This window comes from Bradyrhizobium iriomotense, assembly GCF_030160715.1.
GTDB lineage: Bacteria > Pseudomonadota > Alphaproteobacteria > Rhizobiales > Xanthobacteraceae > Bradyrhizobium > Bradyrhizobium iriomotense.
Genome location: NZ_BSOW01000013.1, coordinates 21,614 through 35,999, shown reverse-complemented (window position 1 = coordinate 35,999; position 14,386 = coordinate 21,614). Strand labels below are relative to the sequence as shown.

Genomic DNA, 14,386 nt, shown 5'->3' with positions numbered 1-14,386 from the left:
TTGGGATGAATCATCATCGCGCTTTAGGTTGTTGTTTGAGCATGATCCTTTCGGAAAACCGCTTCACACTTTTCCGGATCATGCTCTAAAGCGCGATGAGATTAGGATGAATCGTCATCGCGCTTTAGGTTGTTGTTTGCGCATGATCTTTTCGGAAAACCGCTTCACACTTTTCCGGATCATGCTTTAGTTCGCCTGGCCGGTGAACTGCAGCACGATTTCGCGCCGGTGCGGCCGCGCACGATGCTCGATCAGATAGATCGCCTGCCAGGTGCCGAGCGCGAGGGCGCCGTTCAGGACCGGTACCTGGAGCGATGTCCCGGTCAGCATGGTCTTGATGTGCGCCGGCATGTCGTCGGGGCCCTCGGTGTCATGCACCCAGCCGGCATTTTCCGGCGCGAGCCGCGACAACGCCGTGGCGAGATCGACGAGCACGGAGGGATCGGCATTTTCCTGGATCGTCAGCGACGCCGAGGTATGACGGATGAACAGCGTCAATGCGCCCTCGCGCGCGTGAAGTTCGCGCACGAATTTTGCCGCCTCGGCCGTGAGGTCGACGAAGCCGCGGCCCGACGTCTGCACCGTCAGCAACGATGATACGATGGTCGCGGCTTGCACCGTCGACGGTGCGGAGCGCGTGGTCGATGTCATGAACGACCTTCTTACGTTGTCCTGGCTTTCGCCGGGACGACATCGAGACAACGTCAACAGGGCATTAGATCTTCCCCGACACGTCCTTCTGCACGCGGTTGGCCATCTCGATCAACCGCCGCCAGGCGCGCTCCAGGAAGGATACCACGCGGTCGACGTCCTGATCGCTCGGCAGCGGGACCTCGATCTTGCGGTTGTTCTCGGCAATTTTCGGCTCGGCCTTCTTCAGCGAGTCCGATTTCGGCAGCGCGTCCTCGATCTTGCCGGAGACGGTCGGCGCGGCAGCCGACTGTGCCTTCAGCTTCTCGAGCTCGGCCTGCAGGCGGCCGATCTCGGCATCGAGCGCCGAGCGCTCGTCGGGCACGGCGTAGCAGGCCCAGCCCGCCCCGTTGTTCGAGCAGGTGGACACCACCCCGGTGCGCGTATCGAGCCGCAACACGCCGTCTGGGGTCGGCGTCATGGTGTAGCGGCCGTTCTCGCTCTCGGGCGCCGATTGCGCGGCAACGAGACCGCCGCCCGCCGTGACTGCCACCGCGATGACCGCCGCCGAAAACCATGTGGATGACGTCGCTGACCTCATGGCGCTGCTCCGTCGGAAAATCATCTGACCTGCCCCCAATCCTACACCCCGGGCGCGAAAAACGCGCCGGTGGGATGAGCGATTTCCGCACCTCGTTCGATACCCGTAGAGCGGCCAAATCCGGGCAACAGCCGCTGATTGCGACGCGAGCTGCTGCGGTGCGGCGTCACGCTGTGTGCGGCGCTGGGGAAGGCAGCGTTATCTCAAGCAATATCAAATAGATAAACGAAAACGACGCAATCGTGACTTGGCTTGACTTGATTATGTGCGGTCAGTATGGTCCGCGCGGCTTTCGAGGGTGGCGGGCGTAATTTCCATTCAACCGCGGCGTTTCGGGTCTTCGTTGCATGAATACAGGCACGGGGCACGGCGAGAATGGAAATGGCGATAAATCGCCCGAGGAGGCTGCGCTTTCCGCAAGGCTCGGAAGTCTTAATCAGCGGTTGTCCGAATTTCGCGACCGCAGGATCAAGACCGAGCAACCCGCAGGTGAAGGTGGAGACGGAGCGGCCAGAGCCTCGGCGATGGCGCTTGGTTTCCGGCTATCCTCCGAGTTGATCGCCGGGGTCATTGTCGGAGCGGGGATTGGCTGGGGTTTCGACCGTTTGCTGTCGACGTCGCCTTTCGGATTTATCGTGTTCACGCTGCTGGGCTTCGTGGCCGGCGTGGTGAACGTGGTGAGATCGGCGGGCGCGGGTTCAAGCAGGCGCGGCGGTTCGTAACCGGAGCCAAGAGGAATTTTCGCGCCGGCTTCGCCGGGGCGGGCCGGCCCGGCCGGCATACAGAGACCCGCCGGCTCGCCCGGCAGACCAAGAGATGCCGCGCCGATGAAAATCGATCCGATCCACCAGTTCAACATCGAGCCTCTCTTCACGATCGGCCATATCGGCAATCAAACGATCGCCTTCACCAATTCATCGCTCTACATGCTGATCGCCGTGGCGATCATCTCGCTCCTGATGCTGGCGAGCGGTACCCAGCTCGTTCCGGGACGCCTCCAGTCGGTCGCCGAAATCTCCTACGAGTTCGTCGCCTCGACGATCCGTTCGACCGCCGGCGCGGAAGGCATGAAGTTCTTCCCGCTGATCTTCTCGCTGTTCATGTTCATCTGCGTCTCGAACATGGTCGGCATCATCCCCTACACCTTCACGATCTCGAGCCATCTGATCGTCACCGTAGCGCTGGCGCTGCTGGTGTTCTTCACCGTGCTGATCTACGGCGTCTACAAGAACGGCCTGAAATTCTTCAGCATCTTCGTTCCTCACGGCGTCCCCGGCTACGTCCTGCCGCTGGTGATGTTCATCGAGGTCCTGTCGTTCTTCCTGCGGCCGGTTTCACACAGCATTCGTCTGTTCGCCAACATGCTGGCCGGCCACATCGCGCTGAAGGTGTTCGCGGGCTTCGTCGCCATGCTCGGCTTCTCGCTCGGCGCCATCGGCTGGGTGGGCGGCGTGCTGCCGCTGGCGCTCACCATCGCGCTGTACGCTCTCGAGATTCTGGTCGCGTTCCTGCAAGCCTATGTGTTTGCGATCCTGACCTGCATCTACCTCAACGACGCCATTCATCCGGGACACTGAGCGGTCCGGGGAATTTCCACCCACAACCCAATCTTTCTTCCAAGGAGTCTAAAATGGATCCGGCAGCAGCAAAACTTATCGGCGCGGGCATCGCGTGCATCGGCATGGGCGGTGCGGGCGTCGGCGTGGGCGTGATCTTCGGCAACTACCTCGCCGCAGCCGTCCGCAACCCCTCGGCCGCGCAGGGCCAGTTCGGCAACCTGATCTTCGGCTTCGCCGTGACCGAAGCGCTCGGCATCTTCTCGCTGCTGATCGCGCTGCTTCTGCTGTTCGTTTTCTGAGAACGACTTCTTTCGCGCCGCTTCATCCGAAGCGGCGCGTGACAGCAACAGGAGTACTCCATGGCCGAGAGTCATGGCGGGGCAAAAGGCCAGCCGGCCAACGCCCACACCGAAGCCGATGGCGGTCATCACGGCGGCGGCTTTCCGCCGTTCGAGAGCAGCACCTTCGCTTCGCAGCTGGTGTCGCTCGCGATCTTCTTTGTCATCCTTTACGTGATCGTGTCCAAGCTCGCCTTGCCGCGCGTCGGCGGCGCGATCGAGGCGCGTCAGAACAAGATCGAGGGTGACCTCGCCGAAGCGCAGAAGCTGAAGGACCAGTCCGACGCGGCGCTGAAGGCCTATGAGGGCGAGCTCGCTTCGGCGCGCTCGCGGGCGCAGGCGATCGGCAACGAATCCCGCGAGACGGCCAATGCCCAGGCGGAAGCCGAGCGCAAGGCCCTGGAAGAGCAATTGGCGAAGAAGCTCGCCGAGGCGGAGAAGACCATCGCCTCGACCCGTGCGGCCGCCATGAGCAACGTCCGCGGCATCGCGGCCGATGCGGCGGGCGCCATCGTGCAGCAGCTCACCGGTGTCGTTCCGGATGCGACGTCGGTCAATGCCGCTGTTGATGCATCCTTGAAGGGTTAGTCCGATATGTTCTTCGATCCTGAAACCTGGGTCGCCGTCGCCTTCGTGATCTTGATGGTCGTGTTCGGCTATCTCGGGGTCTTCAAGTCGGTGATGACGGCGCTCGACCATCGCGCCGAGCGCATCAAGGCCGAGCTAGACGACGCCCTGCGCCTCAAGCAGGAGGCGGCCAAGGTGCTCGCCGACTACAAGGCCCGCGGCGCCAGCGCCGAGCGTGAGGCCCAGGACATCATCGCCAACGCAAAGTCCGAAGCCCAGCGCATCGCGGCCGAAGCCAAGGCGAAGATGGAGGATTTCGTCGCCCGCAGAACGAAGACCGCGGAGAGCAAGATCGCGCTCGCCGAGGCCCAGGCACTCGCCGACGTCCGCGCCGCAGCCGCAGAGGCCGCCGTCCAGGCCGCCTCCACGATCCTGTCGCAGTCGGTCAAGGGCCAGGTCGCCGACGACCTGCTCGCCAAGGGCATCACCGAGGTTCGGCAGAAGCTGAACTGAGGCGAGTTTCCTCACAAATCAAAAAGCCGGCGCGATGAGCGCCGGCTTTTTCGTTGACTGACACGGTGTTGGTGGGGCTCGAATTGCTCTCGTGTCCCGGACGCGGTGCAGCGTGCAACGCAGAGCCGGGACCCAGCGCGATGGAAGCGTGGGCCCCGGCTCTGCAGCGCGTCACTGCGTGCCGCGCTGCGTCCGGGGCACGAGGGCGTTCGGTCTATGCCGCTATTTCTTCTTTTTCGGCGCCGCCTTTGAGCTGCCCGACAACGCCTGCGGGTCGAAGCCGACGTAGAAGATGTAGGAATCGGCGACCGCGGACGACGGCATCGGATAGACGATATCCTCGGCGACGAAGGTGAAGGGCGCGCTACCGTCCTCGGACATCGCCACCGTCGTGCGATAGGCCTTCGACCCGATCACCTTTTCGCCGATGCCACCCTGCACGACCGCGACGCGCAGCGGAATCTCGACCGACGACGGCGCACCGGCGGGGCCGGCGACGACGCGGCCCTGGATTCCGATCCGCGCGGTGATTTCGCTGCCATTGCGAACGCATTCGCGCGCCATCTTGGTGATCGAGGCCTGGTAGCGCACGTCGTTGCCGATCGCCTGCTTGCCGGGGGCGGCGACTGCGTAGGTGGATGCGCCCGCGCGCACCGTGACGGACGGGCAGTCGATCTCGGCCTGGGTGTCGGCCGGCTGGCCGGGCGCCGGGGTCGTGGTCTGGGCCGGCGGCTCGTCCGAGGACCCGCCGAACAGGCTCTTGAAGCGGTCAGTCAGCGACTGCGCAGCCGCCGGCGAGGCCGCCGCGAACGCCATCGACAACGCCAGCGCGATCACCGGACCTCGCCGCAGCGCGGCCTGCGAGGACCGAAGCTCTCTCACCTTCAAGGGACCATACTCCATGACAATGTCCCGGCGGATCGCCGGCCTGCTGCGCCTTATATCGCCAAAATCGGCGAACCCAAGGCACAGGATAGGGCAACACAACAAGGCAATTTTCGGCTTGGTTAGCCGCGGAAATCCTCGTGCAGCAGGCCGAACAGCAGATGGTCCTGCCAGACCCCGTTGATGCAGAGATAGCGGCGCGCCAGCCCTTCGCGGGAGAAGCCGCACTTCTCCAGCACCCGGATCGAGGGCGCATTGGTCGGGATGCAGGCGGCCTCCACCCGGTGCAGGTTGAGCTCGCCGAACAGGGTCGGCAGCAACACCCGCAGCGCCGCCGTCATATAGCCGCGGTGGGCGTAGGGCTGCCCGACCCAGTAGCCGATCGTGCCGGCCTGGACGATGCCACGGCGGACATTGGCGAGCGTAATGCCACCGACCATGGCGCTGTCGAGTTCCCGGAAGATCAGGAACGGATAGGACCGGTCCGCCGCGATGTCCTCGGCATAGCGGCGCAGGCGCCGGCGGAAGCCCGAGCGGGTGAGATCGTCGGACGGCCAGATCGGCTCCCAGGGCGTCAGGTAATCGCGGCTTCCCTCGCGCAGATGCGCCCATTGCAGGAAGTCGGACATCTGCGGCGCACGCAACAGCAGCCCGTTGCCGCGCGGGGCGAGGGCTGCAGGTCCACTGGATGGCAAGCGAAAGAGGGCCATGTGATGCTTCCCGGGGGCGCAACATGAGCCTTCCGGCACAGCTCCTAGTGGAGCCTCGCCTTAGCTCGCGCCCGGGTCAATCCTTCCGCAAAAGACACCGCCGTGTCCAGACCCCTGCCGCTGCCCAATGCAACAACCGCGGGGCGGCTCCGCGATAATAGCGCTCGTGCCGCATTTCGCGTCGATTCGACGCTGACGGCGTCGATTCGGGCGACCAGTTCCTGCACGGTCTGCGGCCGCCCATAGGCCAGCACGTGCCGCGCAAGCTGCTCGGCGCGCGAAGAGCAGCTCTCCAGCGCCATCAACAGGCCCGCCTTCATCTGTGCTTTCGCACGCGCGATCTCGGCCTCGGCCAGTGTCTCCACCGAATCATTGATGATGTCGACGACGACCTCCATCATCTCCGGCGCGTCCGCCGGATCGGTGCCGGTGTAGAGCCCGAAGAAACCGGTATCCGTATAGGGCGCGTGGAAACTGTAGATCGAGTAGCACAGCCCGCGCTTCTCCCGCACCTCCTGGAACAGCCGCGACGACATCCCGCCGCCGAGGATGTTGGTGAAGACCTGGAGCGAGAACAGCGACGGGTCGGTCTGCGGCACGCCTTCCAGCGCCAGCGTCAGATGCGCCTGCTCGAGCTCGCGATGCACCACCTTCGCGCCGCCCTTGCCGAACATCGCAGGCGCCGGCTTCGGTCCCGGCGTCGCCTCGAAACTTGCAAACCGCTTCTCGACCTCGTCCACGACCTGACGGTGATCGACCGCACCTGCGGCGGCCACCACCATGTCGGGGCCGCGATAATGCGTGGAGAGATAGCCGCGCAGCATGTCGCGGTTGAAGCCGCGTAGCGTCTTGGCGGTGCCGAGCAGCGAACGGCCCATCGGCTGGTCGGGATAGCAGAGCTCGTTGAGATGCTCGAACACGACGTCGTCGGGCGTGTCCTGCGCAGCACCGATCTCCTGCACGATGACGTTCTTCTCGCGCTCGAGCTCCTCCGGCTCGAAGGCGGGATTGGCGAGGATGTCGGCGAGCACGTCGAGCGCCAGCGGCACGTCGGCCTTCATCACCCGCGCGTAGTAGGACGTCGTCTCGGTCGAGGTGCCGGCATTGAGATCGCCGCCGACGGCCTCGATCTCCTCGACGATCTCGCGCGAGGAGCGCCGCGTCGTTCCCTTGAACGCCATGTGCTCGAGCAGGTGCGAGATGCCATGCTCGTTCGACTTCTCGTCGCGGCCGCCGACGCCGGCCCAGACGCCGAGCGCGGCGGTCTCGACATGGGACATATTGTCGGTGACGACGGTGAGGCCGGAGGCAAGCTTGGAGATCTCGACGCTCATCCGGCAACTCCCTGCTTGGCGGCGCGGCTGACCGACAACACGAACCGCTCTACCTCGGCCTGATCGTTCTTCATCACCTTCATGTGTTCGGATTTGGTCATCAACCCGTCGAGCCAGGCCGGCAATTGCGGCCGCATGCCGCAGGCGGCCTCGACCGCGTCGGGGAATTTGGCGGGATGCGCAGTGGACAGCACGATGTTGGGCACCGTCGTGTCCGTGGTGTCGCGATCGGCCACTGCGAGGGCCACCGCAGTATGGGGATCGACGAGCTCGCCGGCCTCGCGCCAGGCGGCCCGGATCGCAGCCGAGGTTTCAGTCTCGTCCGCGCGGCCGGCGTCGAACTCCTCGCGGATCGCGGCGAGCGTGGCGTCGGGCAGCACGAAACGTCCCGACTGCTTCAGCGAGTCCATCAGCCGGCGCACGCCGGCCGCATCGCGCCGGCCGGCCTCGAACATCAGCCGCTCGAAATTCGAGGAGATCTGGATGTCCATCGACGGCGATGCGGTGGCGTGCACCTCGCGCACCTCGTAGATGCCGGTCTTGAGCGTGCGCGCCAGGATGTCGTTGACGTTGGCGGCGATGCGAAGGCACCGCACCGGAAGCCCCATGCGCTTGGCGACGTAGCCTGCAAAGATGTCTCCGAAATTGCCGGTCGGCACGGTGAAATCGACCTGCCGCGCCGGCGCGCCGACCGCGACCGCCGAGGTGAAATAGTAGACCACCTGCGCCACGATGCGCGCCCAGTTGATGGAGTTGACGCCGGACAGCGCGACCGTGTCGCGGAAGCGGTGATGGTTGAACATCCCCTTCACCAGCGCCTGGCAGTCGTCGAACGTGCCTTCGATCGCGAGCGCATGCACGTTGGCAGCGCCCGTCGTCGTCATCATGCGCTGCTGCACGTTGGAGACGCGGTTGTGCGGAAACAGCACGATGAGGTCGACATTCTCCAGGCCCGCGAAGGCTTCGACGGCAGCGCCGCCGGTGTCGCCGGAGGTCGCGACCGCGATGGTGGTGCGCTGGCCGCGCTTGGCGAGCACATGATCCATCAGCCGCGAGATCAGCTGCATCGCGACGTCCTTGAAGGCGAGCGTCGGACCGTGAAACAGCTCGAGCACGAATTGATGCGGCGACATCTGGCGCAGCGGCACCACGGCCGGATGGCGGAAGGTGGCGTAGGCCTCGTTCGCCATGCGGCCGAGATCGGCATCCGAGATCTCACCGCCGGTGAAGGGACGGATCACGTCGACCGCAACCTCCCAATAGGGCCGGCCGAAGAAGCTTGCGATCGTCCCTGGCGAGAGCTGCGGCCAGACGAGGGGCACATAGAGCCCGCCATCGCGGGCAAGCCCGGTCAGCATCACGTCGCAGAAGCCAAGCTCGGGGGCCTCGCCCCGGGTGGAGATATATCGAGTCAAACCGCCCTCCAAAGGCCGGCCGATCGCCTAAACCTTTGATTTAAATGATGTTACTTTGTTTTGCCGTAGCAAGCTGGGGGCACCATAAAGCGTTTTGCAGCATCGGGAAACCGCTTCCCGTGCCGACTCCGGCTTAATGCGTCGCAAGAAAAAGGGCTGCGGCGATGCCGCAGCCCTCTCCTGGAAGGGTCTGTCGTTACGTGTGCAGACCTGTTTTATCCGCGTTCGGACGCCGGTTCGAAAACCAGGGCCCCGTCAAATCGTTCGCCGTGAGCTTTTGGTCGGGTGTCATCTCATCGTCAAGGGCAAAAACGGTTTGCGCCGGAAAACGTTCCAGCTTTTCCCGATCGTATCAAAGCGATGATCGCGGATCGCACCACGGTTTGAAGCTCGGCGCGACGCGCCTGCTGTCTTTTCCTGCTGCTGGAAGCGTATCCGTTCGGTGCGGACGACCGAGCTCAGTTCATCCCGATCGCCACCGCGATCCTGATCAGGTCGGAGTGGTTTTTCGCGCCAAGCTTCTGCTTCAACAGCGACGTGGTGTTGGCGACGGTCTTGTAGGAGATACCGAGCGCTTCTGCGACCTCGACGATCTTGTCGCCGCGCCCCAGCAGCCGCAGGATCTCCAATTCGCGCGACGTCATCTGCGAGGCTGGGTTCGCCTTGATCGCCGCGCCGGAAAAGGTCACGGCCTCCGCGAGCTGCGGCGAGATGAAATTGTCGCCGGCCGCGACCTTGCGCACGGCCTTGACCAGGATCTTGGTGTCGTCGGCCTTGGAGACATAGCCCTGCGCGCCCATCTCGACCGCCCGGACCACGAACGCAGGATCGTCGTTGGTGCTGAGCATGATGATCTTGGCGTCCGGATCGTCCTTGCGGATGCGGCGCATCAATTCGAAACCGGAGACGTCGGGCAGGCTGATGTCGATGAGGGTGACGTCGGGACGCTTGCTGACGAAGGCGCGGTGACCGGACTTTGCGTCACTGGCCTCGTCGATCCGGACCGAGTGATCCGACGCGAACAGCGACCTGCAACCAAATACGACGACCGGATGGTCGTCGACGATCAATATCCGCGTGGCCGGCTTGACGATGTCTTGCATTGTTCTGGCTCGCTTTCCTCAACAGATAAGCCAGCGGGAACAAATGGAAAGAGTGAAAATACGACCTGCGTTAGAATTTAACTAAATGGGGAAGACCTCTGCGTGCGTCCAGCTGCGCCCGTCTGCATATTTGGCGGCGCGGGGGCCGTGCCCCGCTAAAGTGCTGACGATAAGTTGAATTTTCGCCGCGCGTTAGCTCTTTGTTGGCGCACGACCTTTTCGGAAAACCGCTGGCCGTTTTGCGTTAACGCGGCCCTGGTCCCGGATCGTGCGTCAGCAGGCCGAGCAGTCCATTGGATTCTGCCGCGCCGGCGCGCAGGTGGTCCGGGAAATCTTGCCATCGACGCTGAAGCCGAAGCTGGCGCGGATGCGCAACGAGCCGGCGATCGAATATTCGAGCTCGACGCCCTGCGGCGCGGGGCTGATCTCCTCGAGTCCGAATCCGGCAGACGAGAGCGCACCGAGCCGCGATCCCCAATAAGCTTCGAGCTCGCTGCGACCGCGATAGAGGTGCGTGCACCCGCATTGACATTCGAGACTGGCATCGTCGGTATAGAGATCGATCAGCGACCTGAGGTCGCCCTTGCGACAGGCGTCCAGCCAGTCGACGACAATGCCCATCTGATCGAAGTCACTCACGCGTCCATCCCGATTTACTCACGCGAATTCGTTTCGCGGCTTGTGGCTACAGTCGTGAATGGACGCCGAATGGTAAAGCCCGGAAGATTCCGGATTCCGTCTCGGAATACCGCAGTGCATCAATTCCGCCGCCGTCCCCTCACCCACACGCCGAATGCGATCAGCACCGCGCCTGCGAGCGTGAACCAGGTGATGGCGTATTGCAGGTGGTCGTCCTTCAGATGCACGTCGAGCGGTCCGGGACGCGGGATGCCGTTCTCTGGCGCGGGCTGTTCCAGATCGATGTAGAACGGCGCGACCGCGCCCCAGCCGAGCGCACTCGCCATCAGATGATGATCGCGCACGAACCACAGCCGCTTGGTGCGATTCTCCGCGGGCGTGAGCCAGCCCGCTTCCTCCGGAAAACGCAGATAGCCGGTGAGCGCGACCTGCCTGCCGCTGACGAGCTTCGTCACGGCACGATCCTCGACGGACCGATCCTGCATCGTGTTCTCGACGAAGCCGGCATCGATCACGATCATCTCGCCGGTCGGCAGTCGTGCCGGCAGGAAGGCCCAGGTGCCGGGACCGGAGGCATCCTTGCGCACGGCCGAGCCGGAGCTGTAGACCATGGCGTCGGGAAGCGGCGCGTAGGTCGCCGTGAAGCTGACGCGGCGAAACTCGTCATTGGCCGCATTCAGCGTGCTCCACTGTGCGGGCGGCGGCAGCGCGACGGGCGACGCCGCAAGGCGCTCGGCCAGCGCCGCGATCAATTCGTGCTTGGCGACACGGCGCTGCAATTGCCAGACACCGAGCGCAATGAAGGCTGCGATCAGGGCGAGCGTGAACAGGGCAAATCCCGCCACGCCGCGGCGGCGCGTCGCGGTCCCGTTCATTTCGCGCGATCGACCAGCCGGCCCGGCGCCGCCTTGTGATGGAATTGCAGCGCGATCAACAGCGACTTCATCGACCGCAGCGGCAACAGCGTGGTGACCAGGATCAGCGGCAGCCACAACGCCGCATGCAGCCAGAACGGCGGCTGGTACTTGACCTCGACGATCAGCGCACAGGCCACCACGATGGCGCCGGCCAGCATGATGATGAAGATCGCCGGCCCGTCGCCGGAGTCGATGAAGGCGTAATCGAGGCCGCAGATCTCACATGACGGAGCGAGCGTGAGGAAGCCCGCATAGAGCTTGCCCTGTCCGCAGCGCGGGCATTTGCAGGCAAGCCCGCGCATCGCGCTCTGAAGAACGGTCGCGGGAGGATACTCGGTCATGCACTTTCCTTCCCCTCTCCAAACCTTAAGCAAAAGGGGCGGCCGATGAGGCCGCCCCCTTATATCACGATCGATCGGGCTCTAATGCGCGCCGTGGGCCATGGTCTCGGCGCCGCGTCCCCAGACGTAGATGCAGATGAACAGGAACAGCCAGACCACGTCGACGAAGTGCCAGTACCAGGCGGCGAACTCGAAGCCGAGATGCTGCTTCGGCGTGAAGTGACCGGCATAGGCGCGCGCCAGGCACACCAGCAGGAACACGGTGCCGACCAGCACGTGGAAACCGTGGAAACCGGTCGCCATGAAGAAGGTCGCGCCGTAGATGTTGCCCGCAAAGGAGAACGCGGCGTGGCTGTACTCATAGGCCTGCACGCAGGTGAAGGCCGCGCCGAGCAGCACGGTGAGGATCAGACCGTATTTGAGGCCCTGGCGGTCGTTCTCCAGCAGCGCGTGGTGCGCCCAGGTCGCGGTGGTGCCGGAGGTCAGGAGGATCAGCGTGTTCAGCAGCGGCAGGTGCCAGGGATCGAAGCTCTCGATGCCGTGCGGCGGCCAGGTGCCGGGCACGCTGCACGCACCCATCTGGGTGCCAAGGCCGCAGCCGAAGACGGCGTCACGGGTGGCCTGGACGGCGAAGTCGGGGAACAGCGCCGAGTTGAAGAACGCCCAGAACCAGGCGACGAAGAACATCACCTCGGAGGCGATGAACAGGATCATGCCGTAGCGGTGGTGCAGCTGCACGACGCGGGTGTGGTCGCCCTTGTACTGGGCTTCCTTGATCACGTCGCTCCACCAGCTCACCATGGTGTAGAGCACGCCGATGGTGCCGGCACCGAAGATGATCGGCGCGGCCGCGAACATGTGGTGCATCCAGGCGATGGCGCCGAATGCCATGACGAAGGCCGAGACCGAGCCGACGGCCGGCCACGGAGACGGATCGACCAGGTGATAGTCGTGATGCTTGCCTTGCGCGGTCGCCATTTCCGTCTCTCTCCTTAGCCCGTGCCTGTCAGGCACTTGTCCCCTTTAATTCCAATCCCCGGATGTGAGCCCGGCGATCAAAGATTGCCTTTGCGCTTGTCGTCCTCGCCGGCTGCGAGCGGCTTCACCGCCGGCTCGCGCACCGGATAGAACGTATAGGACAGCGTGATCGTGCCCAGCCCGTCATTGTCGTGGTCGTCGATGATCGACGGATCGACATAGAACACCACGGGCATCTCCCGCTTCTCGCCGGGCGCCATGGTCTGCTCGGTGAAGCAGAAGCAGTTGATCTTCTGGAAATAGGACCCGACCGTCAGCGGCGCGACGTTGTAGGCCGCTTGCCCTGCGGTGGTGCGCGCGGCCTGGTTGGTCACGGTGTAGTAGACGGTCGTGACCTGGCCGACATTGACCTCGATCTCGGTCTGCTCCGGCTCGAACTTCCAGGGCAGGCCCGGTGCGACGTTGGAATCGAAGCGCACCGCGATCTTGCGCGCGATGGGACCGGTCGCCGGCGCGGCGGTCGCGACCTGCGTCGTGCCGTTGAAGCCGGTGGCGCGACAGAACCAGTTGTAGAACGGCACGGCAGCATAGGAGGCACCGACCATCAGCGCGACCACGCCGCCGCAGATCGAAGCGACCAGCGCGTCGCGGCCGAGACCATTGAAGAGACCGCGCCCCTTCGTGGCCCTCCGGCTCTCATCCCGCGATATGGTCGGCTTCTGATTCATCTTTCCTACAATGGCCGAACTAGCACCGCCGGTCCCTTGACCATGGTGACCGCGAAAAACAGCACCACGAGCACGCCGAGCGCGAGCGCGATCGCAATCGAGCGATGACGGCGGCTCTTCTTCTGCGCCTCGGTGAGGACGATTCCATCTGGCTCGGATTTGTCGGGCATGCCAGCGTCATGCGCCCCCTACCATCGGAGCCAGGGCGCGGAACACGACCTCGGCAAGCAGGGTCGCAAACAGCGCGAACAGATAAAGAATGGAGAAAGCAAACAATTTGCGCGTCGCGCGCAGCGACTGGCTGCGTTCGCGCCGCACATAGACGTTGATGGCGAGCACCAGCATGCCGGCGCCGAGCACCAGCGAGGTGATGCCGTAGATCCAGTCGAAATAACCGAGCGCCCAGGGCGCCGCAGCCACCGCGATCAGCACGACGGTGTAGAGCAGGATCTGCAGCCGCGTCGCATCGGGGCCGGCGACGTTGGGCAGCATCGGGATGCCGGCGCGGGCATAATCGTCGGAGCGGAACAGCGCCAGCGCCCAGAAGTGCGGCGGGGTCCAGAAGAAGATGATGAGGAACAGGAGCAGCGGCTCGACATCGACCGTGCCGGTCACTGCGGCCCAGGCCACCACCGGCGGCAGCGCGCCGGCGGCGCCGCCGATCACGATGTTCTGCGCGGTCCAGCGCTTCAGCCACATCGTGTAGATCACGACGTAGAAGAAGATGGTGAAGGCTAGCAGCGCACCCGCGATCCAGTTGACGAGGATGCCGAGCGTCATCACCGAGAAGAAGGCGAGCGTCATGCCGAACGTCATCGCCTCGGGCCTGGTGATACGGCCGCGCGGGATCGGGCGGTTGGCGGTGCGCGACATCTTGGCGTCGATGTCGCCTTCGAGCGCCATGTTCAGCGCACCGGAGGCGCCGGCGCCGACCGCGATGCAGAGCAGCGAGGTGATCGCGAGCACGGGATGGAAATGCCCGGGCGCCATCATCAGCCCGACCAGCGCGGTGAAGATCACGAGCGACATCACCCGCGGCTTCAACAGCGCAATGTAGTCGCCGACCTCCGCCTCGGAGATCCTGATATCGATGGCGTTTTGATCGAGGACCGACACTTAAACCTACTC

Annotated in this window: 19 protein-coding genes; 5 read left to right on the top strand and 14 right to left on the bottom strand. The window is 64.2% G+C overall.

All coding sequences use genetic code 11. The features are described from left to right. Positions 1 to 186: 186 nt before the first annotated feature. Both QQL28_RS19360 and QQL28_RS19355 read right to left on the bottom strand, forming a co-directional pair. Complete coding sequence (locus QQL28_RS19360; RefSeq protein ID WP_284267793.1) at positions 187 to 651, bottom strand: secondary thiamine-phosphate synthase enzyme YjbQ; 465 nt, start codon at positions 649 to 651, stop codon at positions 187 to 189. A 64-nt stretch (positions 652 to 715) separates the two neighbouring features. Continuing rightward, positions 716 to 1,231 carry a hypothetical protein gene (locus QQL28_RS19355; protein WP_284267791.1) on the bottom strand — a complete coding sequence of 172 codons (516 nt, stop codon included), beginning with the start codon at positions 1,229 to 1,231 and terminating at the stop codon, positions 716 to 718. A gap of 347 nt (positions 1,232 to 1,578) precedes the next feature. Between QQL28_RS19355 and QQL28_RS19350 the strand changes: the two genes are divergently transcribed. The 5 genes from QQL28_RS19350 (at position 1,579) to QQL28_RS19330 (ending at position 4,208) form a co-directional block, all read left to right on the top strand. Next, positions 1,579 to 1,953: an AtpZ/AtpI family protein gene (locus QQL28_RS19350; RefSeq protein ID WP_284267789.1), complete on the top strand. Its 375-nt coding sequence runs from the start codon at positions 1,579 to 1,581 to the stop codon at positions 1,951 to 1,953. A gap of 105 nt (positions 1,954 to 2,058) precedes the next feature. Continuing rightward, positions 2,059 to 2,808, top strand: coding sequence for a F0F1 ATP synthase subunit A (locus tag QQL28_RS19345; protein WP_284267787.1), 750 nt, complete (start codon positions 2,059 to 2,061; stop codon positions 2,806 to 2,808). Between the two features lie 53 nt (positions 2,809 to 2,861). Further along, positions 2,862 to 3,089 carry a F0F1 ATP synthase subunit C gene (locus QQL28_RS19340; protein WP_018643436.1) on the top strand — a complete coding sequence of 76 codons (228 nt, stop codon included), beginning with the start codon at positions 2,862 to 2,864 and terminating at the stop codon, positions 3,087 to 3,089. 60 nt (positions 3,090 to 3,149) lie between these two features. Beyond that, positions 3,150 to 3,716, top strand: coding sequence for a F0F1 ATP synthase subunit B (locus QQL28_RS19335; protein ID WP_284267766.1), 567 nt, complete (start codon positions 3,150 to 3,152; stop codon positions 3,714 to 3,716). A 6-nt stretch (positions 3,717 to 3,722) separates the two neighbouring features. Then, on the top strand, positions 3,723 to 4,208 hold the full coding sequence (locus QQL28_RS19330; RefSeq protein WP_284267764.1) for a F0F1 ATP synthase subunit B family protein: 486 nt from the start codon (positions 3,723 to 3,725) through the stop codon (positions 4,206 to 4,208). Between the two features lie 222 nt (positions 4,209 to 4,430). On the opposite strand, the gene QQL28_RS19325 is transcribed toward QQL28_RS19330, so the two are convergent. The 12 genes from QQL28_RS19325 to QQL28_RS19270 form a co-directional block, all read right to left on the bottom strand. Further along, positions 4,431 to 5,111, bottom strand: a complete 681-nt coding sequence (locus QQL28_RS19325) for a hypothetical protein (protein ID WP_284267762.1) — start codon at positions 5,109 to 5,111, stop codon at positions 4,431 to 4,433. A gap of 104 nt (positions 5,112 to 5,215) precedes the next feature. Then, complete coding sequence (locus tag QQL28_RS19320; RefSeq protein ID WP_027521429.1) at positions 5,216 to 5,803, bottom strand: GNAT family N-acetyltransferase; 588 nt, start codon at positions 5,801 to 5,803, stop codon at positions 5,216 to 5,218. A 44-nt stretch (positions 5,804 to 5,847) separates the two neighbouring features. Then, positions 5,848 to 7,137 (bottom strand): M16 family metallopeptidase, encoded by a 1,290-nt coding sequence (locus QQL28_RS19315; protein WP_284267758.1) that lies wholly within the window; start codon positions 7,135 to 7,137, stop codon positions 5,848 to 5,850. After that, positions 7,134 to 8,552: a threonine synthase gene (gene thrC / locus QQL28_RS19310; protein WP_284267756.1), complete on the bottom strand. Its 1,419-nt coding sequence runs from the start codon at positions 8,550 to 8,552 to the stop codon at positions 7,134 to 7,136. The genes QQL28_RS19315 and thrC overlap by 4 nt, the downstream gene beginning before the upstream one ends. A gap of 458 nt (positions 8,553 to 9,010) precedes the next feature. Beyond that, a complete protein-coding gene (locus QQL28_RS19305; RefSeq protein ID WP_284267753.1) occupies positions 9,011 to 9,655 on the bottom strand; it encodes a response regulator transcription factor in 645 nt (214 codons plus the stop codon). A 273-nt stretch (positions 9,656 to 9,928) separates the two neighbouring features. Then, on the bottom strand, positions 9,929 to 10,294 hold the full coding sequence (locus tag QQL28_RS19300) for a nuclear transport factor 2 family protein (protein WP_284267751.1): 366 nt from the start codon (positions 10,292 to 10,294) through the stop codon (positions 9,929 to 9,931). 119 nt (positions 10,295 to 10,413) lie between these two features. Further along, positions 10,414 to 11,169 carry an SURF1 family protein gene (locus QQL28_RS19295; RefSeq protein WP_284267749.1) on the bottom strand — a complete coding sequence of 252 codons (756 nt, stop codon included), beginning with the start codon at positions 11,167 to 11,169 and terminating at the stop codon, positions 10,414 to 10,416. Further along, positions 11,166 to 11,552 carry a DUF983 domain-containing protein gene (locus QQL28_RS19290; protein WP_284267747.1) on the bottom strand — a complete coding sequence of 129 codons (387 nt, stop codon included), beginning with the start codon at positions 11,550 to 11,552 and terminating at the stop codon, positions 11,166 to 11,168. The genes QQL28_RS19295 and QQL28_RS19290 overlap by 4 nt, the downstream gene beginning before the upstream one ends. A gap of 81 nt (positions 11,553 to 11,633) precedes the next feature. Beyond that, positions 11,634 to 12,530, bottom strand: a complete 897-nt coding sequence (locus QQL28_RS19285; RefSeq protein WP_284267745.1) for a cytochrome c oxidase subunit 3 — start codon at positions 12,528 to 12,530, stop codon at positions 11,634 to 11,636. Positions 12,531 to 12,607: 77 nt separating this feature from the next. Beyond that, positions 12,608 to 13,258 (bottom strand): cytochrome c oxidase assembly protein, encoded by a 651-nt coding sequence (locus QQL28_RS19280; protein ID WP_284267744.1) that lies wholly within the window; start codon positions 13,256 to 13,258, stop codon positions 12,608 to 12,610. 5 nt (positions 13,259 to 13,263) lie between these two features. After that, complete coding sequence (locus QQL28_RS19275) at positions 13,264 to 13,428, bottom strand: CoxF protein (protein WP_284267743.1); 165 nt, start codon at positions 13,426 to 13,428, stop codon at positions 13,264 to 13,266. 7 nt (positions 13,429 to 13,435) lie between these two features. After that, positions 13,436 to 14,374, bottom strand: a complete 939-nt coding sequence (locus QQL28_RS19270) for a heme o synthase (protein WP_284267742.1) — start codon at positions 14,372 to 14,374, stop codon at positions 13,436 to 13,438. Positions 14,375 to 14,386 lie beyond the last annotated feature (12 nt).

Bases quoted from the DNA above. Each gene is read 5' to 3' on its own strand.
- QQL28_RS19360 (WP_284267793.1), bottom strand. From the start codon at position 651: ATGACATCGACCACGCGCTCCGCACCGTCGACGGTGCAAGCCGCGACC.
- QQL28_RS19355 (WP_284267791.1), bottom strand. From the start codon at position 1,231: ATGAGGTCAGCGACGTCATCCACATGGTTTTCGGCGGCGGTCATCGCG.
- QQL28_RS19350 (WP_284267789.1), top strand. From the start codon at position 1,579: ATGAATACAGGCACGGGGCACGGCGAGAATGGAAATGGCGATAAATCG.
- QQL28_RS19345 (WP_284267787.1), top strand. From the start codon at position 2,059: ATGAAAATCGATCCGATCCACCAGTTCAACATCGAGCCTCTCTTCACG.
- QQL28_RS19340 (WP_018643436.1), top strand. From the start codon at position 2,862: ATGGATCCGGCAGCAGCAAAACTTATCGGCGCGGGCATCGCGTGCATC.
- QQL28_RS19335 (WP_284267766.1), top strand. From the start codon at position 3,150: ATGGCCGAGAGTCATGGCGGGGCAAAAGGCCAGCCGGCCAACGCCCAC.
- QQL28_RS19330 (WP_284267764.1), top strand. From the start codon at position 3,723: ATGTTCTTCGATCCTGAAACCTGGGTCGCCGTCGCCTTCGTGATCTTG.
- QQL28_RS19325 (WP_284267762.1), bottom strand. From the start codon at position 5,111: ATGGAGTATGGTCCCTTGAAGGTGAGAGAGCTTCGGTCCTCGCAGGCC.
- QQL28_RS19320 (WP_027521429.1), bottom strand. From the start codon at position 5,803: ATGGCCCTCTTTCGCTTGCCATCCAGTGGACCTGCAGCCCTCGCCCCG.
- QQL28_RS19315 (WP_284267758.1), bottom strand. From the start codon at position 7,137: ATGAGCGTCGAGATCTCCAAGCTTGCCTCCGGCCTCACCGTCGTCACC.
- QQL28_RS19305 (WP_284267753.1), bottom strand. From the start codon at position 9,655: ATGCAAGACATCGTCAAGCCGGCCACGCGGATATTGATCGTCGACGAC.
- QQL28_RS19295 (WP_284267749.1), bottom strand. From the start codon at position 11,169: ATGAACGGGACCGCGACGCGCCGCCGCGGCGTGGCGGGATTTGCCCTG.
- QQL28_RS19290 (WP_284267747.1), bottom strand. From the start codon at position 11,552: ATGACCGAGTATCCTCCCGCGACCGTTCTTCAGAGCGCGATGCGCGGG.
- QQL28_RS19285 (WP_284267745.1), bottom strand. From the start codon at position 12,530: ATGGCGACCGCGCAAGGCAAGCATCACGACTATCACCTGGTCGATCCG.
- QQL28_RS19280 (WP_284267744.1), bottom strand. From the start codon at position 13,258: ATGAATCAGAAGCCGACCATATCGCGGGATGAGAGCCGGAGGGCCACG.
- QQL28_RS19275 (WP_284267743.1), bottom strand. From the start codon at position 13,428: ATGCCCGACAAATCCGAGCCAGATGGAATCGTCCTCACCGAGGCGCAG.